The 25,657-nt window shown below is 70.6% G+C and carries 18 protein-coding genes and 6 pseudogenes; 8 read left to right on the top strand and 16 right to left on the bottom strand.

The features are described from left to right. Positions 1–87: 87 nt before the first annotated feature. Genes GV126_RS03380 through GV126_RS03370 form a run of 3 tightly spaced genes read right to left on the bottom strand, consistent with a single transcriptional unit; the run spans position 88 to position 2,688 of the window. Positions 88–903 (bottom strand): SAM-dependent methyltransferase, encoded by an 816-nt coding sequence (locus tag GV126_RS03380; protein WP_159662530.1) that lies wholly within the window; start codon positions 901–903, stop codon positions 88–90. A 32-nt stretch (positions 904–935) separates the two neighbouring features. Beyond that, entirely contained in the window at positions 936–1,799 is an 864-nt protein-coding gene (locus GV126_RS03375) for a Sco1979 family transcriptional regulator (protein ID WP_159662528.1), read from the bottom strand. 58 nt (positions 1,800–1,857) lie between these two features. Next, complete coding sequence (locus tag GV126_RS03370; protein WP_159662526.1) at positions 1,858–2,688, bottom strand: helix-turn-helix domain-containing protein; 831 nt, start codon at positions 2,686–2,688, stop codon at positions 1,858–1,860. 40 nt (positions 2,689–2,728) lie between these two features. On the opposite strand from GV126_RS03370, the pseudogene GV126_RS03365 reads away from it, so the two are divergent. The 4 genes and pseudogenes from GV126_RS03365 to GV126_RS03345 all read left to right on the top strand — a co-directional run. Next, positions 2,729–3,811 (top strand): annotated as a pseudogene (locus GV126_RS03365) (ADP-ribosylglycohydrolase family protein); the annotation flags it as partial. 968 nt (positions 3,812–4,779) lie between these two features. After that, entirely contained in the window at positions 4,780–5,586 is an 807-nt protein-coding gene (locus GV126_RS03355) for a hypothetical protein (protein WP_159662524.1), read from the top strand. Between the two features lie 734 nt (positions 5,587–6,320). Then, positions 6,321–6,800, top strand: a complete 480-nt coding sequence (locus tag GV126_RS03350) for a lamin tail domain-containing protein (RefSeq protein WP_159662522.1) — start codon at positions 6,321–6,323, stop codon at positions 6,798–6,800. A gap of 557 nt (positions 6,801–7,357) precedes the next feature. Next, positions 7,358–7,663 (top strand): annotated as a pseudogene (locus tag GV126_RS03345) (Ku protein); the annotation flags it as partial. A 101-nt stretch (positions 7,664–7,764) separates the two neighbouring features. On the opposite strand, the pseudogene GV126_RS03340 reads toward GV126_RS03345, so the two are convergent. After that, a pseudogene (locus tag GV126_RS03340) lies at positions 7,765–8,544 on the bottom strand (helicase associated domain-containing protein); the annotation flags it as partial. A 247-nt stretch (positions 8,545–8,791) separates the two neighbouring features. Between GV126_RS03340 and GV126_RS03335 the strand changes: the two are divergent. Together GV126_RS03335 and GV126_RS36195 are read left to right on the top strand one after the other, a co-directional pair. After that, entirely contained in the window at positions 8,792–9,241 is a 450-nt protein-coding gene (locus GV126_RS03335) for a hypothetical protein (protein WP_159662518.1), read from the top strand. 298 nt (positions 9,242–9,539) lie between these two features. Continuing rightward, on the top strand, positions 9,540–10,100 hold the full coding sequence (locus GV126_RS36195; RefSeq protein WP_328707324.1) for a helix-turn-helix domain-containing protein: 561 nt from the start codon (positions 9,540–9,542) through the stop codon (positions 10,098–10,100). Here the strand turns inward: GV126_RS36195 and GV126_RS03325 are convergent. Continuing rightward, positions 10,043–11,338: a PP2C family protein-serine/threonine phosphatase gene (locus GV126_RS03325; RefSeq protein WP_236569857.1), complete on the bottom strand. Its 1,296-nt coding sequence runs from the start codon at positions 11,336–11,338 to the stop codon at positions 10,043–10,045. The two genes, GV126_RS36195 and GV126_RS03325, sit on opposite strands and share 58 nt — an antisense overlap. Before the next feature lie 326 nt (positions 11,339–11,664). On the opposite strand from GV126_RS03325, the gene GV126_RS37080 reads away from it, so the two are divergent. Further along, positions 11,665–11,796 carry a hypothetical protein gene (locus GV126_RS37080; RefSeq protein ID WP_268977392.1) on the top strand — a complete coding sequence of 44 codons (132 nt, stop codon included), beginning with the start codon at positions 11,665–11,667 and terminating at the stop codon, positions 11,794–11,796. 169 nt (positions 11,797–11,965) lie between these two features. On the opposite strand, the gene GV126_RS03320 is transcribed toward GV126_RS37080, so the two are convergent. Both GV126_RS03320 and GV126_RS03315 read right to left on the bottom strand, forming a co-directional pair. Beyond that, the gene (locus GV126_RS03320) at positions 11,966–12,358 is read right to left on the bottom strand and encodes a DUF2267 domain-containing protein (RefSeq protein ID WP_159662514.1); all 393 of its coding nucleotides are present in this window, start codon (positions 12,356–12,358) and stop codon (positions 11,966–11,968) included. Positions 12,359–12,720: 362 nt separating this feature from the next. Further along, positions 12,721–12,924 carry a cold-shock protein gene (locus tag GV126_RS03315; protein ID WP_159662512.1) on the bottom strand — a complete coding sequence of 68 codons (204 nt, stop codon included), beginning with the start codon at positions 12,922–12,924 and terminating at the stop codon, positions 12,721–12,723. Positions 12,925–13,588: 664 nt separating this feature from the next. Between GV126_RS03315 and GV126_RS03310 the strand changes: the two genes are divergently transcribed. Further along, complete coding sequence (locus GV126_RS03310) at positions 13,589–13,999, top strand: hypothetical protein (RefSeq protein WP_159662510.1); 411 nt, start codon at positions 13,589–13,591, stop codon at positions 13,997–13,999. 1,478 nt (positions 14,000–15,477) lie between these two features. Here the strand turns inward: GV126_RS03310 and clpB are convergent. The 9 genes and pseudogenes from clpB to GV126_RS37580 form a co-directional block, all read right to left on the bottom strand. After that, positions 15,478–18,117, bottom strand: a complete 2,640-nt coding sequence (gene clpB / locus GV126_RS03305; protein ID WP_159673274.1) for an ATP-dependent chaperone ClpB — start codon at positions 18,115–18,117, stop codon at positions 15,478–15,480. Positions 18,118–18,125: 8 nt separating this feature from the next. Next, positions 18,126–18,461, bottom strand: coding sequence for a chaperone modulator CbpM (locus GV126_RS03300; RefSeq protein ID WP_159662508.1), 336 nt, complete (start codon positions 18,459–18,461; stop codon positions 18,126–18,128). Next, a complete protein-coding gene (locus GV126_RS03295; protein ID WP_159662506.1) occupies positions 18,458–19,495 on the bottom strand; it encodes a DnaJ C-terminal domain-containing protein in 1,038 nt (345 codons plus the stop codon). Before GV126_RS03295 ends, GV126_RS03300 begins: the two co-directional genes overlap by 4 nt. 15 nt (positions 19,496–19,510) lie before the next feature. Further along, positions 19,511–20,143, bottom strand: a complete 633-nt coding sequence (locus GV126_RS03290) for a nucleotide exchange factor GrpE (RefSeq protein ID WP_159662504.1) — start codon at positions 20,141–20,143, stop codon at positions 19,511–19,513. Between the two features lie 51 nt (positions 20,144–20,194). Next, positions 20,195–22,072 carry a molecular chaperone DnaK gene (dnaK, locus tag GV126_RS03285; protein ID WP_159662502.1) on the bottom strand — a complete coding sequence of 626 codons (1,878 nt, stop codon included), beginning with the start codon at positions 22,070–22,072 and terminating at the stop codon, positions 20,195–20,197. A 150-nt stretch (positions 22,073–22,222) separates the two neighbouring features. After that, positions 22,223–23,331 (bottom strand): annotated as a pseudogene (locus tag GV126_RS03280) (lipase maturation factor family protein). Between the two features lie 122 nt (positions 23,332–23,453). Beyond that, positions 23,454–23,807 (bottom strand): J domain-containing protein, encoded by a 354-nt coding sequence (locus GV126_RS03275; protein ID WP_159673272.1) that lies wholly within the window; start codon positions 23,805–23,807, stop codon positions 23,454–23,456. A 121-nt stretch (positions 23,808–23,928) separates the two neighbouring features. Then, positions 23,929–25,059, bottom strand: a pseudogene (locus GV126_RS03270) (SpoIIE family protein phosphatase); the annotation flags it as partial. Positions 25,060–25,104: 45 nt separating this feature from the next. Then, a pseudogene (locus GV126_RS37580) lies at positions 25,105–25,368 on the bottom strand (PAS domain-containing protein); the annotation flags it as partial. Positions 25,369–25,657: the final 289 nt, after the last annotated feature.

Genomic DNA, 25,657 nt, shown 5'->3' with positions numbered 1-25,657 from the left:
AGGAGCCGGCAGGACAAGCGGGGCGGTGCCGCCCGACCAGGAGCCGGCAGGACAGGCAGGGCGGTGCCGCCCGACCGGCGGCCGGGCTCAGGGCTTGACGGCGACCCCCGCGTACACCGGCACGATGCCCTCCGCCTGCGCCGCCACGTCCTCAGGCTCCGGCCGCCACCCGGTGACCGGGATGATCCCGGGGCCCAGCAGGCGCAGACCCGTGAAGAAGCGGGAGAACTCCGCCAGCGACCGCGGGAAGAACGGCGTGCCGTTGCTCGCGAACAACCCGGCGGCCTTGCGCACCGCCTGAGGGTTCAGGTCCGCCGTCACCTGCGACAGGATCAGGTGACTGCCCGGGGCGAGGGCGTCGACGTAGCGGGCCAGCAGGCCGTACACGTCGTCGCCGTCGGCCGCCTCACCGAGGTAGTGGGTGAGCGCGACCAGCGACAGCGCCACCGGCCGGGAGAAGTCCAGGGTCCGGCCGGCCAGCCGCAGGATCGTGTCGGGGTCGCGGACGTCGGCGTGCACGTAGTCGGTGCTGCCCTCGGCGCAGCCGTGCAGCAGCGCCTCGGCGTGCCGCAGCACGATCGGGTCGTTGTCGGCGTACACGACCCTCGACTCGGGCGCGACCCGCTGGGCGACCTGGTGGAGGTTCGGCTCGGTGGGGATGCCGGTGCCGATGTCCAGGAACTGCCGTATCCCCGCCTCGGCGGCCACCCGCACCGCCCGGTGCATGAACCGGCGGTTGGCGCGCGCGCCGCGGACGGCGGTCTCGTCGGCGGCGAGGATCCGGCGGGCCAGCTCCTCGTCCACCGGGTAGTTGTCCTTGCCGCCCAGCCACCAGTCGTACACCCGCGCCGGGTGCGGCCGGCTGGTGTCGAGGGGGAGGGGCCCGGCCTCGGGTCGGGGCATGCGGTTGTCGCTCCTCTCGGTGACGCGCGCGGTCAGTACTGCTCGCGGCACTCGCGCAGCAGCGTGCGGGTGCGCTCGGCCGACGCCGCGCGCGCCGTCATGTGGTCGAGGACCTCCAGGTGCGCGGAGACCTCCTTGCGGGAGTCCAGGTACAGCGCGCCGGTCAGGTACTCGGTGTAGACCATGTCCGGCAGTTCCGGCTCGGCGAAGCGGAACAGCGAGAACGGCGCGTACGTCCCCGGGTGCGGCCCGGCGGCGAACTCGGCGACCTGGACCGTCACCCGGTCCCGCTCGGTGTACTCCAGCAGCTTGTCCAGCTGCGCGCGCATCACCTCGCCGCGAACGCTCACCGGCCGCCGCAGCACCGTCTCCTCGATGATCACCCACAGGTGCGGGGCGTCGTCGCGTTCCAGCAGCCGCTGGCGGTCCATGCGCAGCGCCACGTGCCGCTCGATGGCCTCCGGACCGGTCTGGCCGACCGTCCCCGCCTCCAGCACGGCCCGCGCGTAGTCCTCGGTCTGCAGCAGTCCGGGCACGAAGTGCGGCTCGTAGGAGCGGATCAGCCGGGCCGCGCCCTCCAGGCTCACGTACAGGCTGAACCACTCCGGCAGCACGTCGTGGTACCGCTGCCACCAGCCGGGCTCGTTGGCCTCCTCGGCGAGCCGCACGAACGCGGCGGCCTCCTCCTCGCCCACGCCGTAGGCGGCCAGCAACACCTGCACGTACGGGATCTTCAGCGCGACCTCGGCCAGCTCCATGCGCCGCACCGTCGCCCCGGCCACCCGCAGCGCCCGCGCGGCCTGTTCACGGGTCAGGCCCGCCTTCTCCCGCAGCTCCTGCAGCCGTCTGCCGAGCACCACCTGGCCCACGGTCGGCGCGGGCCGCCGCTCACTCACGTCACGCCCTCCCCACATGTGCCGGCGTCCGCGGAGCAGTCTGACATGCCGACCGCCCTCAAGACAGCAGTGAGTGCAGGTACTTGACGGTAGCCGGGTCGGCCGGCAGCAGGGTCTCGATCGCCAGCTCCGACACCGTCACGTCCATCGGGGTGTTGAACGTCGCGATCGACGACACGAACGACAGGACCCGGTCCTCGTGCTCGATGCGCAGCGGCAGCGCGAAGTGCGGCACGTCCGGCTCGGGTTCGTCGAACGGGCCGGTGTCCGGCACCGGATAGCCGGCCACCTCCTCGTACAGCGCCCGCAGCGCCGGCGAGCGGTGCAGCGCGAGCTGCCGCTCCATCTGGGCCAGCAGATGCCCGCGCCACTCGAGCAGGTTGCGGATGCGCGGCGCCAGGCCCCGCGGGTGCAGCGTCAGCCGCATCGCGTTCAGCGGCGGGGCCAGCAGCGACTGCGCGACGCCGTCGAGCAGCATCGCCACGCCCCGGTTCGCCGCCACCACGTCGTAGGCGGCGTCCACCACCAGCGCCGGGAAGGGCTCGTAGCTCTGGATGAGCCGCTCCAGGCCCGCCCGCAGCGCGTCGAGCGCCGGATCGTCCAGCGGCGTGTGCCGATAGCGCGGGGCGTAACCCGCCGCCAGCAGCAGCGCGTTGCGCTCGCGTACCGGCACCTCCAGGTGTTCGGCCAGCCGCAGCACCATCTCCTCACTGGGCCGGGACCGGCCGGTCTCGATGAAACTGATGTGCCGGGCGGAGGAGTCGGCGCGCAGTGCCAGTTCCAGCTGGCTGATCCGCCGCCGCTGCCGCCAGGCCCGCAGCAGCGGGCCCACCCCCTGCCCGGCGGGGGCGGTGCTCGGCGCGGAGTCACCGGTCGCGACAATGGTCATAGCCATGACCGTAGTCCACGCCACTGCTGAGGAGGGGCGCATGAACGAGCCGTGGAGGCCGTCCTGGGAGTCGACGGCGGTGTACCGCGCCAGAGTGCGCGGCTGCCTGCTGGGCGGCGCCGTCGGAGACGCCCTCGGCTATCCGATCGAGTTCAGCGCCCTGGACGGGATCCGGGCCGCGCACGGCGCGCGCGGCGTCACCGGCCTGGTGACCACCGGCTCCGGCGCCGTCGGCCTGATCAGCGACGACACCCAGATGACCCTGTTCACCGCCGAGGGCATCCGCCGGGCCCACGCGCAGCGGCCGTCAGGTCGCCGGGGCGCCGACGCCTTCCGCCGGATCCGCGGGGCCTACGAGCGCTGGCTGGCGACGCAGGACTACGCGGGCAGCCCGGAGAGGGGCGAGATCGGGCCCGCCGGCGGCTCCTACACCGGCCCGCGCGACGGTCTGGTCACCGAGGCGTGGCTGTTCGCGCGCCGCGCACCGGGCAACGCCTGCTTGTCCGGGCTCGCCCTGGACTTCGTGCCCGACCCGGCGGCCCCCCTCGGCCCGCCCGGACCGATCAACCCCGACTCCAAGGGCTGCGGCGCGGTGATGCGTGCGGCGCCGTTCGGCCTGACCGGCGCCGCACCCGAGGACGCCTTCGACGCTGCCGCGCGCTGCGCCCAGATGACCCACGGCCACCCCACCGGCTACTACGCCGCCGGCGCCCTGGCCGCGATCGTCGCCTGCCTGATGACCGGGGAGTCGATCGAGGGCGCGGTGCTGCGCTCCCTGCGGCTGCTGGCCCGCCACCCCGGCCACGAGGAGACCACCGCCGCCCTGCACGGGGCGCTGGACCTGGCCGCCCAGGGCGCCCCGAGCGCGGAGCGGCTGCAGCAGCTCGGCGCGGGCTGGATCGCCGAGGAGGCCCTGGCCATCGGCGTCTACGCCGCCCTCGTCGCCCCCGACGACGTCGAGCGCGCCCTGCTGCTGTCCGTCAACCATTCGGGCGACAGCGACTCCACCGGGTCCATCTGCGGGAACATCCTCGGCGCCCGCCACGGCGACCACGGCCTGCCGCACGCCTGGGTGGAGCGCGTCGAGGGCCGGACCACGATTGTAGCCCTGCGCCTCGATCTCCTTCCACGGCGCGTCGAACCGCTTCGGCCCGATGAGGGAGAACACATCCGACTCCCGGCCGTCCTCGCGCACCAGGGGCTCGGCCCGGCCCAGCCCCCGCCGCTGCACCACACGGCCAGACGCGGTCGGCCACCCGCACCGATCTCGCCGCACGCGGGTCCGTCGCACCGCGCCTGGCTCGAGCCGGTCCGCAGCGTCTTGTTCGCCAGCGGCCTGACGCTCGACGACATAGTCGACCGCTCTGGCTACTCCAAGACACGCATCAGCGAACTCCTGCGCGGCAACGGCTACTACCCCGCCTGGGAGATCACCTTCAGCGTCACCCGCGCCCTTGGCCTGCCCACCCGACCCCTGCGCCGACTGTGGACCGTGGCCGCACGCGAAGCACACAAAGACAACGACTGGATCCGCCACTCCATACAACAGGTCGCCCACGACGGCGAGGAACCACCTCTGCCCTACCAAGCGTTCACCGAAGACGTCCAAGGCGCCTACACCGACTACGCCCGTGCCTTCCTCCTCACCGACCAACGCGCCCACTGGGTCGTAGCGGAAGCCTTCGACATGCTCTGGATCTGCTGGAACGAGGCCGCCGCCAGCGCCAACATCCACCGCTACGCCTGGCGCATGTTCCGCTCACGCGTCATGATCCGCGCACCCCGTCATACAGACGGCCACCCGGATCTGCGCGCCGCCGTCTTCTCCACCCGCGAGGTCCACGACCACACCACGAATCCCGGGCATCTCGTCGCCCTGACCGAACTCATCGACCTGTTCGACGCCATCGCCCGCCTGCCCGAGGACCAGATGGACCTCGCCGTCCTGCAGTACCTGTGCGGCATGCCCGACACCCGCATCGCCCACACCCTTGGCATCAGCCCCGCGCTCACCCACGCCACTGGCCACCACGCCCGCGCCACCGTCGAAGCCCTCCTGAACGCACCGACCTCGGAGTGACCCCGCTCGCCATGTCTGCCATCGACCAGCTCCTCGCCCGCGCCCGCCTTCGCCCCCAGCCCGACGTCCCTGACGACACCGTCCCCTACGAAGACGCCCCCTACCCCGCAGAACTCCCCGACGCCGGGCACCGGCCCAGCCACACGCACGACCGCACCGCAGCCCAGCACCTGCACACCCTGTGCGAGACAGCCATCGCCACCCTTACCCCCGACAGGCTGGACTTCCTCACCGACCAGATCCCCGACCTGCATTCCGCCTGGCTCCTGGGCTGCACACTGCACGTCGCCGGCATCGAAGACGGCGCCCGCTTCTGGTGGCAATACGCCGCAGGAGACAGCCACGCCCCCGCCTGCTACTCCCTGTTCCTCTACCACCAAGCCCGCGGCGAACAGCACGCCGCCGATTTCTACCGACACCAGGCCCACCTGGAAGCCACCGCGTACCCCGACACCCTTCCCGTGGCGGGCACCCGCCCGCCACGGGAGATCAGCTTCGACGACAGCCTCCCCACCGTGCTGCGCACGCTCAGCCGACTCTGCGCGGCTCCTGGAGAGCGTCCGCGACCCCATAGCCACCGCATCGACGCCCTGACCAACTACGTCGCTGACACCATCACCCGCCACTACACTCGCCACCCCAGCGTGGAGCTCCCCATTCCCGAGCCGCGCTTTGCCGACCGAGTGGAATGGCTTCTGACCGCCGCCCTGCCGTGGACGAGGTGCATCAGGACAGCCCGAGCCACCAAACCACCGCTTCCGGCGCGCAGCTCTGCACACTCGACCCATGACCCGACCGCGACAACCAGCAGCAAGTGACATGGCCACCTGAACCGAGCCGCCGGGTTTACCCGTCTGACAAGCATGACGAGCGTGATCAGCTGCGGCGTCTTAGCGTCGTAGTGCCTTGTGGTGACAGGACGCAGGGCTTGGGCGGCCCCCGCACGCAGCGCCCTGGGCAGGGGCCGCCCTGCGGCCGGGACGTGGCGGGAGCCCTGATCCGGTAGATCATCCCGATGCGCGCATCCGCTATAGTTGATCTTGAGCACGCGGCCGGGTTCCGGCTGGTGGGCTGGTGCGTTGGTGGTCCAAGGAAAGACGCCCCGCTTCCTGCGGGGAGATGCAGGTGCAAGGCCTGCCCGGCGCTCGAGACGAACCCCGTCCCTGACCTGTCAGGGGCGGGGTTTCTTCACGTCCGTCACAGGCCGGCGACTGGGGACGGCTGTTACCCACTTTTGGGTGACGGCTTGCTGCCCGGCGGGGTGGCGCCACCCGGCGGACAGGTGTCAGGAGCCGGTTGCTGCAGGCCTGGACGGCCCGGTGAGGCGTCAACTTCGGGCATACCGCGCATGAATGGACGTTACATGCGAGGGTCACAGGAGTATGGGCAGTCTGTAACACGGTTCACGTTTCACCCGCATCGGCTTCACGCCGTCGGCAGAGTGTGAGGGCGCTGGCCGACCGGCCCGCACCAGCACACCGCACCACACCCCCCGGTCCCCGGGCCCGCCATGCGCGGCCCAGGGACAGCCCGGGGGAGTGGTGCCCGCACCATGCAGGGGGAACCTGTGACCGTATCCACGACTGCTCGCCGCTTGACCGCTGCCGCGCTGACCGCCGCCGCGGTCACCGCGGCGATCGCCGTGCCGGCGTCCGCGGCCGACCACCGCTCCCACCGCTCCAGCGTCGAGATCAGCCGGGTGCAGTACGACTCGCCGGGCCGCGACGACCGCTCCAACCGCTCCCTGAACAACGAGTGGGTGGAGATCACCAACACCACCCGCAACTCGGTGAACCTGGACGGCTGGACGCTGTCCGACGGGTCCGGGCACACCTACACCTTCCACCACTACCGCCTGGCCGGCCGCTCGACCGTCCGCGTCCACACCGGCATCGGCCGCGACGCCCGCCACGACGTCTACCAGGACCGCCGCACCTACGTGTGGAACAACGACTCCGACACCGCGACCCTGCGCAACAACCACCACCGCCTCGTCGACTCCGTCTCCTGGGGCGGCCACCGCCACCGCTGACGCGGTAACCGGCCGCTGCAACCAGCCGGTGACACCGTGACAGCAGCCGGTCGGCTCTCGTTGACCTGGCGAGGGCCTGACGCTGCTGACACGGATGGAAGGCTCCCCGGCTGCTGGAACTGCCGGCGACAAGGCGGCTCCAGCAGCCACACATGAGACGAGACCTGCACCTTCTCCAAGAGGTGCAGGTCTTGCAGACCGGACGACCGTACGATGATCACGTGACTGCTCGCCGCGCTCTTGGTCCTGGCCCCGAGGCTCCCGCGTACAGCATCCGCGCCTCCCAGGCCGACCTCATCGACGGGCTGCCCGGCGTCCGTCTTCCCGACCTTGACGAGCTGCGCGCCCGCGGCGTGCTCGGACCCGGGTCTACTACGGCCTCAAGCGGGCGACGGACCCTCGGTAGCGGTCGCTGTCCGGATGACGATCAATGGGCAGCAGCGGAACCGGGAGCCTAGCCAGCAGTCACTCCTCCCGCCCGGCAGGACGGTGTCGCGGCAGGAGTGTGATGCTCATAGGCTGGTGGTGCTCGGGGCCTGACGGTGGAGGGTGCCCTGATGCCTCGGACGATCTGGTCGGGTGCGATCAGCTTCGGCCTGGTCACGGTCCCTGTCCACGTCCAGTCCGCGACCGACGACCACTCGATCCGCTTCCGCCAGTATCACCTGGCCGACATGGGCCGGGTCCGCTACAAGAAGGTCTGCGAGCTGGAGGACCGTGAGGTCGCTCAGGGCGAGATCAGCAAGGGTTACGAGGTCAGCCGGGACCACATCGTCCCGATCAGCGACGCCGACCTGGAGAACCTGCCGCTGCCGACGGCGAAGGCGATCGAGATCGACGCGTTCGTCCCGCTGGCCTCCGTGGCAGTGCGCGGGGACCGCTGTTCGGCGGTCTGCTGAACCGCCTGGTCCACCGGAACTCGTGGCGGCGTTCCTCGACCACCCGGCTCCGTTCTTCGACAGCACTACGCCCAATCCACGCCCAGCTCTCGCAGAGCGTCCCGCTGCTCCTGGGTGAGCTTGTCGCGCCTGGACTTGGTGTTGGAGACCCATACGCCCAGCTTGACGACCACCGGTTCCGTCTCGCCGTCGACCGTGATCTCGACGACCGCGCCGCGTGGGACGGGCCGGTCGGCGCCTTCCGGTTCCACCCACTGTGCGAGGGCCGCCAGACCCCGCTGGAACGCCGCCTGCGCCTTGCTCGGGCCCTTCGCCGCACGCTTGGCCGCCGGGGCGGGAGACGGCGCCTCCAGCGGCTTGATGCCGAGCGTCGACAGCCGCTCCTGCTGTTCGGGCAGGAGCCGCGCCCAGACGGCCGGCTGCTTCTGCTGCTGGAGCCACTTGCCGATGTCGTCGCCGTCCATGAGCACGCCGGGCTGGATCTCGGGCAGGCTGCCGTCGGCTTCGACCAGGTCCGCCAGCATGCGGTAGTGCCGCTGCCAGTCCAGCGGCCACGGGCAGTTCCAGTCCGGGTCGATCGCGGCCAGCTGCGCCGCGCGCTGCTCTGCCCGCTTGGGGTCCTTGCCCAGGCCGTTCTTGGCTCCCTTCCGGCGGAGGTTGGCCATGTGCTGCCCGATCGGCACCTGAGTCCCGTCAGCGGGGTCGGTCCACACTGCGTCCTGCCGGGGCGCGAGATGCCCGGTGGCCCGCCGGTACGACCGGAGCGCGGCGAGCTTCGCTTCCCACGCTTCCTCGCCGGGCTCCCAGACCATCCCGGCCTCGGGCGCGTCCAGCAGCTCATTGCGGTGTGACGGAGCCCTGATTTTCAGGGGGCTTGGTCGTTCGGGACTGGTGTCCTGTCTTTGGGGTTGGGACTGGGGATGGTTGGAGCGGCTGTGTTCGGGTGTGTTGGGCGTGGCCTGGTTGCGTGTTCGGTTTAGTTGTTCGGGTGGTTGGGCTGCGGTCCTGTAGTTGCGTGGGAATGATCTTGGGTTTCCTGTAGGTGTAGTGGTGCGCCCCATGGCAACTGCGCCATCTGGGCTACAGTCCCGCATGGGCATCGCAGACACACCTATCGCGGCCGCTTCAGCCGTGTTCAGCGGACTCGCTGCATTCGGCGCTTGGAAGGCTTCACGTGAGGCGAACGACACCGCGGCATCTGTTGCTCAGATCGAACGGGACCGGTGGCATAACGCGCTGACTCCACAGCTTCGGCTGAGGCTTGAGCAGTCAGATGGGTTGCTCTACGTCCGCTTCGATGGTCCGGCCCAGCTGGGCCGGCTGAGCATACGACTCATCATTCGCGACGACTTCGACCGTACTCGGGTACCCGGACTCGCCGGTGGTCCGACGCCGGACGAGATCGCACAGGTCGTCTGGGGCTCCTACCGGTTCCGGCCCGGAGTCGACGGCGCCGACCAACTCGGTCGGACCGTCACGCCGTTCCCGCTGGACGCAGGTGACCGTACTCGGCTCGCCCTTGACCCTTCCGTAAATGGTTGATCTTGAGCACGCGGCCGGAATTCCGGTCTGGCGGGCTGGTGCGTTGGTGGTCCAAGACGCCCCGCTTCCTGCGGGAGATGCAGGTGCAAGGCCTGCCCGGCGCTCGAGACGAACCCCGTCCCTGACACATCAGGGGCGGGGTTTCCTCACGCCCGTCGCAGGCCGGCGGCAAGGATGGCTCACGCCCACATCAGGAGTGATGCGAGGGTGACGGCCGCTTGTTTGCCAGGGGGCACCAGCCGTCCACTGCCGTCCGGTTCTTCCGCCGAACCGGTGGCCGCCACCGGCTGGCGCGATCATGGCAGCATCCATCCTCTTCGGGAGGAATCACCTTATGCCGAACAAGACTCCGGTCCGCCGGATCACGCCCGGCCCGGACCGTGACCAAACTCGCGGCCGACCTCAAGGCCAAGTACGACACGGGAAATCCATCCGGGCCCTGGCGGAGGAGCCGGGCCGTTCCTACGGCGCCGTCCACAGACTGCTGGAGGATGCCAAAACGACCCTCCGCTCCACAGGGGCGGAGCCCCGCGCCGTCCCAGGTCATGAGCCCTGCGACGGTCCTCCCTCGATGCCCCTGGCCCCGCAGAGCACCGGTGTCCGCGCATGTCACCTGGACAGCGGCGCTGAGTGGGGTCACGGGGGGCCGGCTGCTCGATCGCGAGCGTGTGGTGGGCGTGTGTCAGTCGCAGCAGCCGCGCCACGGAACCGTGCGCACCCGCAGGTCGGTCGCGGGGACGGGCCGGCCGCGCGGGCAGGAGGCAGGTTGCTGCTTGTCGGCACGCACCTGGGAGGCGGGTGTCACCGTAGGCCGGGCGGGGGCAGGCGCAGGGCGAGAAGGGCGACGTCGTCGGGGTAGCGCTCAGCGAGGAGGCCGGCGAGGAGTTCGTCGCACAGCGTGGGCAGGGGTTCGCGGGCGAGGGCGGCGGCGTGCTGGCGCAGGCGGGTCAGGCCCATGTCCAGAGATTCGCCGCGGCGTTCGATCAGCCCGTCGGTGTAGAGCAGGAGGGTGGAGCGGGCCGGCAGGCGGGCGGTGGCGTGGCTGCGGTGGCGGTGGGGGTCGACGCCCAGGAGCAGGTCGTGGCTGTCGTTGAGGTAGTGGGTGTCGCCTTCGTGGGTGACGAGCAGTGGGGGGAGGTGGCCGGCATTGGAGTAGTGCAGTTCCCACGGGCCGCCTTCGGGGCCGTGGACGATGGCGTAGATGCAGGTGGCGGTGGTGGCCAGCAGGGTGTGCTGGGCTAGGTCCAGGCGGCGCAGGATGATGTTGGGCGGTTCCTGGCGGTCGCAGGCGATGCCGCGGAGCATGTTGCGGATCTGGCTCATGGCGACCGCGGCGCGCACGTCGTGGCCGGTGACGTCGCCGATGATCAAGGCGGTGTCGCCGGTGGGCAGGGTGAAGCTGTCGTACCAGTCGCCGCCGACCTCGGCCGCTTCGCTGCGGGCGGGGTTGTAGCGGGCGGCGAGCTGCAGGTGGCCCACGTGGGGCAGGTCGGGTAGCAGGGCGCGCTGGAGGTGTTCGGCGGTGGCCTGGACCTCGGTGTGCAGGCGGGCGTTGTCGGCGTGCAGGGCGATGCGGTGGGCCAGGTCCTCCACGAGCGCGAGGTCGTCCTCGCTGTAGGGGCGCTCGCTGCCGGTGCGGGCCAGGGTGAGGGCGCCCATGACCCGGCGCCGGGCTCGCAGGGGCGCCACCACCATGGAGGACGCCTCAAGCGCCGGGGCGAGGTCCCAGCCGGCCAGGCGATGCGTGCGCTGCGGCGTGTGGCCGGGGTCGTTGATCAGCAGCGGGCCGGCGCCGCGCAGGACCCGGGCGAGCGGTCCGGGGGTGTCGTCGGTCAGCGCCGGCAGGCAGCCCTCCAGCATCCCCGGCGGCAGCAGGTGGGGATCGCGGTGGGTGACACACACCCGCCTGGGCTGGTCATCGCCCTCCAGCAGGTCCACAGCGCACCAGTCGGCCAGCTGCGGGACCACGATCCGGCACACCCGTCGCAGGCCCTCATCGGCGTCCAAGGTGCTGCCCAGCGCCGTCGTCACCTCTGCCAAGAGCGCCAGGCGGTCCAGGGCCTGCTGTAAAACAGCGTCCACATCGAACTCGTCCACCCGCGCCGCCCTCTCCTTCGGCTGCACCATTGCTTGTCCGGGTACCCGGCTGTCTACCATGCCAGCACGATCGGCGCACCGGGCTGCCGCCCGTGGTTCTGCGGCCACACGGACACCCCTGGTCGGCACGGGCGAGGAACCGCCGTCGGGCTCGGTGAACGTGCACGCCGTCAGGGACTCACTGCCCGTGGCAGTAGCAGGAGCGGACCCGGCTCTATATGGGTCCTTTTGTCCTGTAGAGGGCGGCCCGTCTTCCCTACGCGGCCTCGTTCGACGCCTGTGTACGCCGGTGACCAGATGCTGACCCGTCAACCGAGAGGTTCCGCATGACGGATACCACCGCTGTCTTCGACGTCGGTGCCCGCACAGTCCCGCCGCTGCAGGACGCGGCCGCTGCCGGCGCGATCGACACCATGATCGATGAAGCAGCACCTGCCCACGATCCGCTCGCGCTGTAGGAGCACCTGGCCCTCGAGCGGGTTTCAGCGCGTTTTGTGGTCCGCGGTGGAGTCCTGGGAGCTGCCAAGGCCAGGCGGCCAGGCCCGACGCGCAAGTCCTCGGAACACGGTCCTGTCGGCTGCGCAGCCGACTACGCCTTCACCGAACGTGGGAAACGGTCTGGGCAGGTCAGTCGGCGAGGTCAGCCTTGCCGAACAGGGCTGCGTAGCCGGAGGGGAGCTGGCTGAGGATCTGGTTGAGCTCACCGCCACTGACCGCCTCGGCCAGAGTGGACAGGACCGCGCCGGCGTCCCACTCGGCTGTGCGCGGACGGGCGCCGGTGCGCTCAGAGATCCTGCGACAGAACTCCTGGACACCGAAGCTTTCGGCCTGCTCGGGCCTGGCCTCGGCAAGTGTCCGTCCGAGCGTTCCTGGCAGCTGGGAGGCGAGATCGTCGACCTCCCCGGGGCTGATCCGCTCGGCCAGCGTCTGGAGGACGGCTTCGGTGACGTGCGCGGCTTCGTCCTGGCTGCCGTATTCGCCGAGCTCACGTACACGCGCGAGGAACTCGTGGTGCTGCATTGATCGTCGCCTCCGGCTCGTCGGAAGAGTCTCGACAGCACCTTTCGATGCCCTTTCCCCGGTACCCAGTCTCTCGCCGAATGTGCAGCCCCAGCACACCCCCGCCCCCTGGGCACACAGAGCGGCCGGACCCGAGGGTGCCGCCCCGGCCTGGCAAGCGGGTCACTCAGAGGACCTGTGGAGTCATGGGAGGTTCTCAACCGCCTGCGGCTGACACCCCAAAATCATCCAGCGGGTACCGCTGACCGGAAGGCCAAGCAGGCGGAGAGCTTCCACGCGTACGCCCGCGGGCCGGGCATCCCTCGCAGCGCCCGGCCGAACGGCCTTCGAAGCGCGCCCGCCGCCGGCGGACCAGACGTCCTTCAGGCTGGAGTGACGTTCTCGGCTTGCGGCCCCTTCTGCCCCTGGGTGATATCGAAGCGGACCTTCTGCCCCTCGCTGAGTTCCCGGTAGCCGCCGCCGGCGATGGCCGAGTAGTGGACGAACACGTCCGGCCCGCCACCGTCCTGGGTGATGAAGCCGAAGCCCTTTTCTGCGTTGAACCACTTCACCGTGCCGGTGGCCATGACCCTGCTCCTTCGTTTCGGCCTCGCGGAGAGAAGACGGAGCGCTCACTGCACTTCGGAACGATCTTTTCGCTCCCCCGAGGACAGGGAGAAGCGCGAAACGCCGACCGGATGCATCGGATGCCCCTTCGGACACACGTCCGTCCCCGGCCCGGTCCAGGTCCGGCAATACGGGCAGGAGCGGACCTGGCTGAGAACGGTCAGGCCACGGGAGAGGGCCCCACCGGCCGCACGCCGGGCGGTGTACCAAAGCACGGTCAGCCTCTGCTGGAACAAGCCAGTGATGCTGGGCACCTGGGCCTCCTTCCGGTCAGTGCCGTAGCCGCGCTACGGCTACCAAGCGCGTTCCCGCTATGGTTCGCTGGATGCCTCCCGGCGAAAGCCGGCATCGCGGCCGGGCCGTCATGCCGGGGCATCGAGCACGCCGATGAGACCGCCACCCCTGGCGCCCGCCTGCCTCGTTACGGACCCAGCGGAGCGGTAACCGGGAGGGAACCGGTCAGGGCGGAGAGGTCCGCCACCGCGCAGCGGGTACGCGGGGCGACGTCACGCAGTTTGGCGTTGGGGTGCTGGGACAGCCCGCGCAGCACCCCGAAAGCGTCAGGAATAGGCCAGCTGACACGGCGCGTCTTTGAAAGCAGGGCACTCAAGGAAGGGAGTTGACGTGCTGGTACAGGCGCGGGTCGATGGTGATCACCTCCTCGTCCAACTGCCGGGGCGCCTGGCCTTCGCCGCTCGCCAACGGACGCTGAACGTCTCGCTGGAGCCCGTCGCGGAGGTGCGAGTCGAGCCGTCGTGGTGGCGGGCGCTGAGGATCGGCGCGCCGGGCCGGCATTACCGCTTCCGGCCGGGACGATGGTGTGCCGGACAGCTGAGACATGCCAGGGGCCGCGACTTCGTCGCGCTGATGGAGAACCATCCTGCCCTCGTCATCGACTTCGACCACTGGCAGAGCCCGTATGTCCGCCTCGCTCTGTCCGTAGGGAACCCGCACGGGCTCGCGGCCCTGCTGCGGGACCGCGCTGGCCGTCTCGGAGGTACACCCGCAGATGATGCTCCTTGTGATGCGAACTGATCCGTTCCAAAATCTCGGCCCGGCTCGCTGAGCGTTCGAGAACAGGGCCGCCTGCCCGATCGCGGTGCTGGTATCCGGTTCATCCTTTGCGCGTGCGGGCATCTCTAAAAGGTCGCGTCGCTCGGTGGCTCGATGGGGAGCTCGCTGACCGCTGACGCCTCCCGGTGAAGCAGTGATCACAGGACCGCGGCGGGCAGAACCTTCTCTGATGTACGGCCGATCGGGGGGATTTCGCACGCTCAGCGCGAAGTCGGTAAGCCGCTCGGGTGATATCGCGGCGGTGAAGTGCCTTGATCGTTCGTTGGGCCGTGCGTGGATGCTCGCGGTGGTGTCGCGAAGCCTGTGCCGAGCCGGCTGGAGGCTGAGTTCCGCCCTGGCCGCGTGATTCAGCTACGTCATCACCTGCGCGCGGGCAAGGAGGCGCCTGCATGGGCGGTTGGTGATGGTCGGCATCGCGGTGACCACCGTGATCTTCGCGGTGGTGTCCGTCGTGGTGCGTGACCTTCCCCAGCGAGCGTCTATGAGCTGTTCGGGGAACCGGTGATGCGGCCGCCGGGGGGTGCAGGATGCTCCCCTGGACGGGCGAGCCGGTGGGCCCGGCTCCCCGTCGGCGCCTGGATACCCGGAGAGTTCCGCGCAGTCCCCGCGGCGGCGCCAGGTCGGCTGCACCGTTCTTTCAAGCGGTGCAGCACCCGTGCCCTGCCCGTACGCCGCGGGCGCAGGGCCCATCGGCGCGGACCTCACAGCGTGTTCGGGCGCGCACACCGGCATAGGCGAAACGGAAAGCAACCCCGGATGCTGATGGCTCATCCAGCGGCACTACGCGGGACTCGCAGAACAGTGCAGTCCGTCGCAGCGCGTGTCAGCCGCCGCGGCCCACTGGGAGCGGGAGAGGCAGCCAGCGGGCGCGGAGGCGGTCGTACCAGTCGACGTCCGTCCAGATCTCGCTCGGCCGCGGGTGCCTGCTGGGTGCATACTGGCCGCTGCCGAGTACCAGGGGTGTAAGAAGCCACCTCGGTCGAGTCATGGGTCTGCCCTCCCTTCTGCGGCATAGGCGACCCCCAGGGCACCCTGGGGACCTGGTCGTGAACTGCCGGCGTGCCGGCCACGCACGCCGCTTGCCGGGGCCTCTGCCTGCTTTCCCCAGGCCCGGTGTGCTCCGCCTGTAGGGCCTTGGCGTTGGCGGAGCGCGTCAGTTGTGAGGTCTGTGGCGTGTGCTGCGGCGGGCGTGGCCCGGGCGAGACGGAGGTCGCCGCCGTTACGCCGGGTGTTCGGGGACGCGGGCGAGGCGGCCGGACGTGTAAAGCCGCTTCGTCCAGCGTTCGTGTTCCTGACGTGGAACTGTAGTGATCAGGGTCCAACCACCTCCCTCTCCTGCACGGTTCCCGACTGTCCCGACATTCCGGTTGTTTCCGGACCTTCGGATGTCTATGCATGCCAGGTCAAGATTTTTTAGGTTTTTGTCCTGCTTTGGTTGTTCACGCTGCTTCTGCTGGGGTGCCTGGTGTCTCGGGGGCCCAGGTGACGGTGAGGTGGTCGTCGGTGAGGTCGACGGTGATGGTGGCGCCGTCGGGGATGTCGCCGGTGAGCAGGGCGCGGCCGATGCGGGTTTCGAGTTCGCGTTGGATGAAGCGGCGCAGCGGGCGGGCGCCGTAGACGGGGTCGAAGCCTTCGGCGGCGATGTGCCGGCGGGCTGGCTCGGTCAGGTGCAGGGTCAGGCGGCGGTCGGCCAGGCGCCGGCGCAGGTCGTCGGTGAGCAGGTCGACGACGCGTTCGATCTCCGGCAGTGTCAGGGGCTTGAACAAGATGACGTCGTCGACGCGGTTGAGGAACTCGGGGCGGAAGTGGCGGCGCAGTTCGCCCATGACCGCGGCGCGTGCCTCGTCCTTGATCTCTCCGTTGGGGGTGACGCCTTCCAGCAGGTACTGGGAGCCGATGTTGCTGGTCATGATCACGACGGTGTTGCGGAAGTCGACGGTGTGCCCTTGGGCGTCTGTGAGGCGGCCGTCGTCGAGGAGCTGGAGCAGGGTGTTGAAGACGTCGTGGTGGGCCTTTTCCACCTCGTCCAGCAGGACGACGCTGTAGGGCTTGCGGCGGACGGCCTCGGTGAGCTGGCCGCCTTCTTCGTAGCCGACGTAGCCGGGCGGGGCGCCGACCAGGCGGGAGACGGTGTGCCGCTCCTGGTATTCGCTCATGTCGAGGCGGACCATGTTGTCCTCGGTGTCGAACAGGGCGGCGGCGAGGGTCTTGGCCAGTTCGGTCTTGCCGACGCCGGTGGGGCCGAGGAAGAGGAAGGAGCCGATGGGGCGGCGCGGGTCCTTCACACCCGAGCGGGCGCGGATGACGGCGTCGGCGACGAGCTGGACGGCCTCATCCTGACCGACGACGCGTTCGTGGAGGATCTCGTCGAGGCGCAGGAGTTTTTGCCGTTCGCCTTCCAGGAGGCGGCTGACGGGGATGGATGTCCAGCGGGCGACGATGTTCGCGATCTCCTCATCGGTGACGACCTCGCGCAGCAGGCGGCGTCCGCCCTGCTTGGCCGTGAGGCGTTCCTCCTCGTCCTGCAGGCGGCGGGTGAGGTCGGGCAGGCGGCCGTGGCGCAGTTCGGCGGCGCGGTTGAGGTCGTAGGCGCGTTCGGCTTCCTCGGCTTCGTGGCGGGTGTGTTCGATCTCCTCGCGCAGGGCCTGGACCTTGCGCAGGGCCTGGCGTTCGGACTCCCACTGGGCGCGCAGTGAGTCGGACTCGGCGCGCAGGTCGGCCAGTTCGCGGCGCAGTTCCTCCAGACGGGTCTTGCTGGCGGCGTCCTCTTCCTTGGCCAGGGCTGCTTCTTCGATCTCCAGGCGGCGCAGGCGGCGGGTGAGTTCGTCGAGTTCTGCGGGCATGGAGTCGATCTCGGTGCGCAGCATGGCGCAGGCTTCGTCGACGAGGTCGATGGCCTTGTCGGGCAGGAAGCGGTCGGAGATGTAGCGGTGGGAGAGGGTGACCGCGGCGACCAGCGCGCTGTCCTGGATCTTGACGCCGTGGAAGACCTCCAGACGCTCCCGCAGGCCGCGCAAGATGGAGATCGCGTCCTCCTCGGAAGGTTCGTCGATCATCACGGGCTGGAAGCGGCGCTCCAGGGCGGCGTCCTTCTCGACATGCTTGCGGTACTCGTCCATGGTCGTGGCGCCGATCATGTGCAGCTCGCCGCGCGCCAGCATGGGTTTGAGCATGTTCCCGGCGTCCATCGCACCCTCGGCGGCGCCCGCGCCGACGACGGTGTGGAGTTCGTCGACGAAGAGCAGGATGCGGCCCTGTGCGGCGGTGACCTCGTGCAGCACCGCCTTGAGACGTTCTTCGAACTCCCCGCGGTACTTGGCGCCGGCGACCAGGGAGCCCATGTCCAGGGCGAAGATCGTCTTGTTGCGCAGGCCCTCGGGGACGTCGCCGTGGGTGATGCGCTGGGCCAGGCCCTCGGCGATGGCGGTCTTGCCGACTCCGGGGTCGCCGATGAGGACGGGGTTGTTCTTGGATTTGCGGGACAGGATCTGCACGACCCGGCGGATCTCGGCGTCGCGTCCGATGACGGGGTCGAGTTTGCCGGCGCGGGCGTCGGCGACCAGGTCGCGGCCGTACTTGGTGAGCGCCTCGTACGCCGATTCGGGGGTGGCTGAGGTGACGCGCTGGTTGCCGCGGATGCCGGTGAGGGCGGACAGGAAGCGTTCTCGGTTCAGGCCCTGTTCGCGAAGGGCTCGGCCGGCCGCGGTGTCGGTGCCTTCCTCGATGAAGGCGAGGACGAGGTGTTCGACGGAGACGTACTCGTCCTTGAGCCGCTTGGCCTCTTGGTCGGCGACGTCCAGCAGCTTTGAGAGGCGCTGGGTGAGGTAGACCTGCCCGGGGCTGGCGCCTGGACCGGAGACGCGCGGGCGGCGGCCGAGGGCGGCCTCGATGGTGGCGCGGGTCTGGTCGGGGTCGGCTCCGGCCGTGGTGAGCAGCCGGGGGACGAGTCCTTCGGGCTGGTCCAGCAGGGCCAGCAGCAGGTGTTCGCCGTCGACCTCGACATGGCCGTAGCGCACCGCTTTGGTCTGGGCGTCCTGCAGGGCTTCCTGTGATTTCTGGGTGAGGCGGTTGATGTCCACGACCGTGTTCACCTCCTGCCGACGCCGGGCCGATCAGCGAGTGCGGCTTCGAGTTCCTCGATCCGGTCCAGCAGGTCCAGCACGACTCCCAGGGCCGTGTAGTTCAGGCCCAGCCCGGCGCGCAGCCGGTGGATGCGTGCGATACGCAGCAGGTGGACCGAGTCGAAACGCATGGCTCCGGCCGGGTCGGTGCCCGGGGTGAGCAGTCCAAGAGCGACGTAGCGGCGGACCATGTCCGGGTGCATGCCGGCCGCGGCGGCGAACTCGTGCAGGGCCACGCCGGCGGTCCGGCGGGTGGGGAGCGGTACGAGCGGATGGTCGATGTCGGGGCGGTGCGCGGTCATGAGCGTGACCCTCCAGACCTGCTGGATGTGCTGTCGGTCGGGCCGGTTGATGTGCGCGGGTTGAAGCCGGATTCCCGGGCGAGCTGCTCCCACAGCTCGCGCTCGCCAGGGGACGGTGTTCGGGGCGGGACCATGACCTTGACCTCCGCGTACAGGTCTCCCGGTGTGCCGCGTGGGTTGGGCATGCCGCGGCCGCGCAGCCGGAGCCTGCGTCCGCTGGAGGAGCCGGGCGGCAGCTCGAGCCGGGCTGGCCCGCCGGGGGTGTCGACGGTGACGGTGGCGCCGAGGGCCGCCTCCCAGGGGGCGACGGGCAGGTCGACGGTGATGTCGCGGCCGTGGACGCGGTAGCGGGGGTGCGGTGCCAGGCGGAGGCGGAGATACAGGTCGCCGGGCGGGCCGCCGCCGCTGCCGGTCCCTCCCTGCCCGGCGAGGCGGATCCGCTGGCCCTCGGTGACGCCCGGCGGGATGTTCACCTCGTACTTTCGCTTGCCCGAGGCCGTGTCCAGGGAGATCCGGCGCTGACCGCCGGCGTAGGCGTCCTCCACGCTGAGAGTGATCTCCGCCTCGCTGTCGGCGCCCGGGGTACGCACCCGGCCGAAGCCTCCTCCTCCGCCGCCGCCGAAGAAGCCGCCGAGAAGGTCGTCGAGGTCCACACCGCCGATGCCACCTCCGAAGTCACCGCCGAGCCCGCCGCCGGGGAAGCCGCCGACGTCACCCGCGCCGAAGTCGACGCGGACCCTGCGCCCACCAGCGCCCGCACCCGTGCCGAAGGGGGCGCCGACCCGCTCGTCGTAGTCCTCAGGCACCTGGCGCCAGTCGGCCCCGAACCGGTCGTAGCGGGCCCGGCTCTTCGGGTCGGACAGTACGGCGTACGCCTCGTTGACCTGCTTGAAACGTTCCTCCGCGCCGGGGTCCTTGTTGATGTCGGGGTGAAAGCGGCGCGCCAGGGTGCGGTAGGCGCGCTGGATCTCCTCGCTGCTCGCGTCCCGCTTGACTCCGAGCACCTGGTAGTAGTCGGGAGTCTCGTTCGCCATCGGCCCCTCCCCGGCTCATTCCGGCCGTTTGGCCACTGCCACCACGGCGGGGCGCAGCAGCTGCCGGTCGCTGCGGTAGCCGGCCTTGAGTACCTCGACGATCGTGCCCGCTTCGGCGGAGGGAACGTCGCGGGCCTGGGCGGCCTCGTGCAGCGACGGGTCGAACTTCTCGCCGACCTCGGCGAACCGGTGGTAGCCCAGGCCCTCCATCGTGGCGAGCGCCTGGCGCTGCACGGCCTCGACTCCGGCGATGATGCTCTTCGGGTCCGCCTCGGCGTGCCGCAGCGCCAGCTCCAGGTGGTCGAGCACCGGAAGCCACAAGGACAGCACCCGCTCACGTTCGGCTGCCCTCACGTCGGCGACCGTGCGCTCGTACCGCTTGCGCTGGTTGTCGAGTTCGGCCATCGCGCGCAGCCATCGGTCCCGCAGTTCGGCAGCGCTCTCACCGCCCCCGGCCGGTTCACCGATCGGACGGGGGCCCTCCTCGGCCGCCGTCGCGGCCTGCGTCTGAGCGGTCGCGGCTTCCGCTTCCTCGTTCTCCACAGCCGCGCTCCTCGCCTTTTCTGCGGCGACAGCAGATTCCTGTTCGGCGGCCGAGCCCGTGGGACGGCCGCCCTCGTCGGGGGACAGGTTGCGCGCTTCCTTCATGATCACTTCCCCTAGGCTCGCTGCCGGTTCCCGGCCATTACCGGTCGGCGGTCATTCCGGCCGGAACTCGGCGTCGATCACGTCGTCGCCGCCCTCGCTGCCGGGCTGCTGCTCGGGCCCGCCGCCGCCCGGAGGAGCAGTGGCGGACAGGCCGTGGAAGACCTGCTGCAGGTCGGCGGTCAGCGACCGGATCCGCTCCAGCGGCGTCGCCTCGTCCTTCACCGCCTGGTGCGCGTCGGCGGTCAGGGTCTCCGCGCGGGCCTTCTCGTGCACCGGAACCGCGTCGCCGAGCTCGCGCAGCCGGCGCTCGACCTGGTAGGCGGCGCCGTCCAACTCGTTGCGGGCCTCGACCAGCTCCCGGTGGCGGGCGTCCTCGGCCCGGTGCCGCTCGGCGTCGGCGACCATCCGCTGCACCTCGGACTCCTCCAGGGTGCCGCTGCCGGAGACGGTGATGCTCTGCTGGGCGCCGCTGTCCTTGTCCTTGGCGGAGACGTTGAGGATGCCATTGGCGTCGATGTCGAACGTGACCTCGATCTGCGGCACGCCACGCGGCGCGGGCCGGATGTTCTCCAGCCGCACCCGACCCAGCACCCGGTTGTCGGCCGCCTTCTCCCGCTCGCCCTGCAGGACCACGACATCGACGGCGGGCTGGTTGTCCTCGGCGGTGGTGAAGACCTCGCTGCGCCGGGTGGGGATCGTGGTGTTCCGCTCGATCAGCTTCGTCATCAGCCCGCCCAGCGTCTCCACACCCAGCGACAGCGGGGTCACGTCCAGCAGCAGGACGTCCTTGACCTCGCCCTGGAGCACGGCCGCCTGCACCGCCGCGCCGCAGGCCACGACCTCGTCCGGGTTGACGGACATGTTCGGGTCCTTGCCGCCGGTCAGCCGCCGCACCAGCGCCTGCACCGCCGGCACCCGGGTGGAGCCGCCGACCAGGATCACCTCGTCCAGGTCGTCGGCGCTCACCTTGCCGTCCGCCATCGCCTGCTTGACCGGGCCCATGCACCGCTCGACCAGGTCACCGACCAGCCGCTCGAACGTGGCCCGGCTGACCGTGGTCGTCAGGTGCTTCGGACCGGAGGCGTCCGCGCTGATGAACGGCAGGTTGATCTGCGTCTGTGCCGCAGAGGACAGCTCCACCTTCGCCTTCTCCGCCGCCTCGTACAGACGCTGCAGCGCCTGCGGGTCGCGGCGCAGATCGATGCCGTTCGCCTGCCGGAACTCGTCCGCGAGGTGGTCCACCAGCCGCCGGTCGAAGTCGTCACCGCCCAGATGCGTATCGCCGGCGGTGGAGCGCACCTCCACCACGCCGTCCCCGACGTCGAGCAGGCTCACGTCGAAGGTGCCGCCGCCCAAGTCGAACACCATCACCGTCTCGTGCTGCTTCTTGTCCAGCCCGTACGCCAGGGCCGCCGCGGTCGGCTCGTTGATGATCCGCAGCACCTCCAGACCGGCGATGCGCCCGGCGTCCTTCGTCGCCTGCCGCTGGGCGTCGTTGAAGTACGCGGGCACGGTGATCACCGCCTGCGTGATCTTCTCGCCCAGCTGCTTGGAGGCGTCGTCCACCAGCTTGCGCAGCACGGCCGCCGAGATCTCCTCCGGCGCATACGTCTTCCCGCGCACGGTGAACCGTGCCGCGTCCTCCGGCCCGGCCACCACCTCGTACGACACCTGCTCGGCCTCGGTGCCCACCTCGCTGAAGCGGCGGCCGATGAACCGCTTGGCCGAGTACACCGTGCCCTTGGGGTTCAGCACCGCCTGCCGGCGCGCCATCTGCCCCACCAGCCGCTCGCCGGTGTCGGTGAACGCCACCACCGACGGCGTGGTCCGCGCGCCCTCCGCGTTCGGGATCACCCTGGGCTCATGGCCCTCGTACACGGCGATCACCGAGTTCGTCGTACCGAGATCGATGCCCACAGCCTTCGCCATGATCATCTCCTTGGTCGTCGGCGGATCCACTGCGGACGGTCGGCCGACCGCGAACCAGGGCTGCTGGCGTCGTCCGGGACGGCCGCACCGCGTTCCCTCCCGTAATGGTCGAAACCTCCAATTGTGTTCTGCCATGTCCGCTTTTCGATTTCAAGATGCTGCTTGGTCGGCGGGCTCGGCCCGCATGACCGGCGGCACGTAGTCCTGCACGAGGGTGCGCTGCCACCAGGTCCCGGTGGCGCGCAGTTCACGCCATGTGGTGAACCGGTGTACAGGCGGGCGCGCGCGAGGGGGGGCGGCGCGGCGGGGAAGGGATTGCGGCGCAGGAGCCGCAGGACGGCGCGGTCGTTCTCCAGCAGGCGCAGGAGAAGGACCATGAACCAGGGCGAGGCGTACACGGGGGAGATCGCGGCGAACCACATCAGCCAGTCCAGCCGGAGGTGGCCGTGGACGCCGTCGATCGCGGAGAGGGCGAGGAGGATGGTCAGCCAGTTCAGCCAGGCGAAGTTGCCGGAGGCGATCAGCCACAGCTGGGTGATGATGATGAAAGCCGCCGCCCCGTCGACGATCGGCCAGGGCGCGAACAGCAGGGGAGGGGCGATCAGCTGCGCGAGGTGGTTGCCCGCGGCTTCCGCCCTGTGCACGGGGCGGGGCAGGTGGTGGAAGAACCAGCTGAGCGGGCCGGGCATCGGCTGGGTCTCGTGGTGGTAGTACAGACAGGTCAGATCGCGCCAGCACCGATCGCCGCGCAGCTTGATCAGCCCCGCGCCGAACTCCAGCCGGAACAGCAGCCAGACCAGCAGCCACCGCACCAGCACCGGCGGCACGACCTCGTCGTTGCCGAGGAAGACCGCCAGGAAACCGGCCTCCAGCAGCAGCGACTCCCATATGAAGGCGTACCAGGTCTGCCCCACGTTGACGATGGACAGGTACAGCGCCCACAGCAGCGCCCACATGACCATGGCGGCCCACAGCGGAACCAGGTCGGCGGCGCCCGCGGCGACGGCGGCGGACAGCGCGCCGCCCGCCCAGGCCACGGCGGCGAAGAAGCGGTCCGAGTAGTTCCAGTGGAAGATGCTCGGCGCCCGCCGGAACGGCACTGCGGCCACGAAGCGCGGGACGGGCAGCAGGCCCCGCTCCCCGATGAGGGCCCAGAACTGCACGGCCGAGCCGACGAAGGCGATGCCGTAAAGGACGGCGAGGCCCCGTTGGAAGACCAGCCTGCTCAACCAGTAGTCGGCGCCTGTGAACCACACCATCGCAGTTCCTTGGGCACGTCACATCCGCCGTACCCACCACAGCAGTCGTGCGGGCAGCTCGGAGAGCTCCGCGGGACCGGGCCACGGCGTGCGGCGCGGGACCGGGCGGAGCAGTTCCTCCACTACGTCGAGCAGCCAGGCCGCCGAATCCGCCGGCAACCGGACGGCGGGCCCGGGGGCGGCGCACTTCTGGTGCGGGTCACGCGGACCGGGATGCGCCGGCCGGCAGCACTCGGCCGGGCGGTGACGTTGTCGCGTCCGGCGTCGTAGGCGGCGCGCCGCACGGGGTCGCGCAGGGTGTTGTAGGCGGCCAGGACGGCGGCGAAGTCGCGGCCCGCCGCCGGGTCACCGGGAGCGGTGTCCGGGTGAAGGGCACGGACCTGCCTGCGGTACGCGCTGGTGATCTCCTGGGCGGACGCGGACGAGGGGACGCCGAGCACCGCGTAGTGGTCGGCCTGTGGCCGCTTGGCGGGCATACCGCTCACCTCCGCCCTCCATGCGCCTCATCTGCAACTAAGTATATTTCCGCCGCACTTGCTGAGTGGCGTGCACCGGCCCGCTGCACCCTTTGATTCAGGCGGTGGGTATCGCGTTGATTCAGGCGGTGGGTATCGCGCCGGCGCTCGGCGGTGTCCACGGCGACGGTGTCGGTTGTTCTGCCCAGATCGTCTTGCCTGTGCCGTTGTGGCGGGTGCCCCACCGTTCGGCCAGGATGCCGATCAGGAGCAGTCCGCGTCCCCCCTCGTCCAGGACATGGGCGCGGCGGGAATGCGGGGAGGTGCTGCTGGCGTCGGAGACCTCACAGATCAGACTGCCGTCGTGGATCAGCCGTAGGACGATCGGGGGCTCGGCGTGCCGGATGGCGTTGGTCACGAGTTCGCTGACGATCAGCTCGGTGGTGGGGACGGCGTCGGCCAGGCCCCACTTTTTCAGCTGGGCTGCGGCCTCACGGCGGGCTTCGGCGACCGCGGCCGGATCGGCCGGCACGCGCCAGGAGGCCACATGGGCGGCGTCCAGGGCGTGTGTCCGGGCGACGAGCAGGGCGACGTCGTCGTGCGGCTGGCCGGGCAGCAGGGCCTTGATGGCCTTGTCGGCCACTTCCTTCAGCGACGCGCCCGCTCCGGACAGGGCGTGGCACAGGGCCTCACACCCGGCGTCGATGTCGCCGCCGGGTGTCTCGACGAGCCCGTCGGTGTAGAGCGCGAGCAGGCTGCCCTCGGGCAGGGCGAAGTCGGCGGCCTCGAAGGGGACGCCTCCCACCCCCAGCGGCGGGCCGGGGTCCAGCGGGAGCAGGTCTGCGTTGCCGTCCGGGGTGACCAGTACGGGGGCCGGGTGGCCGGCGGTCGCGACGGTGCACTGCCGGGAGACCGGGTCGTAGACCGCGTACAGGCAGGTCGCGCCAATCTCACCGTCCTCGTCGGCGCGCTCGCGGGCCTCTTCCAGGATCAGGTCGTCCAGCTCGGTCAGCAGCTCGTCCGGAGGCAGATCGACATCGGCCAGGGTACGTACCGCCGTGCGCAGCCGGCCCATCGCGGCCGAGGCGTGGATGCCGTGACCGACCACGTCGCCGACCACCAGCGCGACCCGCGCCCCGGACAGCGGGATCACATCGAACCAGTCCCCGCCGACCCCCGCGTGCGGTTCGGCCGGCAGATAGCGCGTCGCGGTCTCCACCGCCTGCAGAGCGGGCATGCGGTGCTGCAGCAGGCTGCGCTGCAGTGCCAGCGCGGCTCCGTCGCTCTCCTGCGGAACCGCCGCCTGCACGAACCACTGAACGTGCCCTGCACCATCCAGCACGGGGCAGGCCCGCACATCCGCCTCGATCCCGCGCCCACCATGGTCACGCAGCACGACGCGTCCCATCCACGCCTTGCGCTGGCCCAGATGCCGGCGCGCCGGGTCCGGCAACCGCTCGTCCGCCAGCAGCACCGACGCGGGACGCCCCGCGATCTCCCGCGGGGTGTAACCGAGCAGCATCTGAGCGCCGGGACTGAAGCCGACCACCGTGCCGTCGGCGTCGATGGCCGCCACCGCCATCTCAGTCGCCGGGAGAAACCCGTCACCGCCGGCAGGAGAGAGAGTGGCGTACCTGCTCATCACGCTCACCTCCGCATCCTGTCAATCAGTGCGGTCCCTCGTGCCGTCGCGGCCCGGCCGGTGGCGGCGCAGTCCCGGGGCCGGCCGCGACGGCATCGCTCACCGCCGGGTGGACCGGCAACGATCGGTACGTCCCGGTGACGGATAGCATGCGCAGCATGCGGCCCTCGGCGCAGACGAGCGGGAGCAGTCCTCCGCACTGCTGGGTGGCGCGGCCATGCGCCACGGA

It is taken from the genome of Streptomyces mexicanus (genome assembly GCF_902506575.1).
GTDB classification, from domain to species: Bacteria; Actinomycetota; Actinomycetes; order Streptomycetales; family Streptomycetaceae; genus Streptomyces; species Streptomyces mexicanus.
This window is presented reverse-complemented; position numbering and strand designations above follow the sequence as displayed.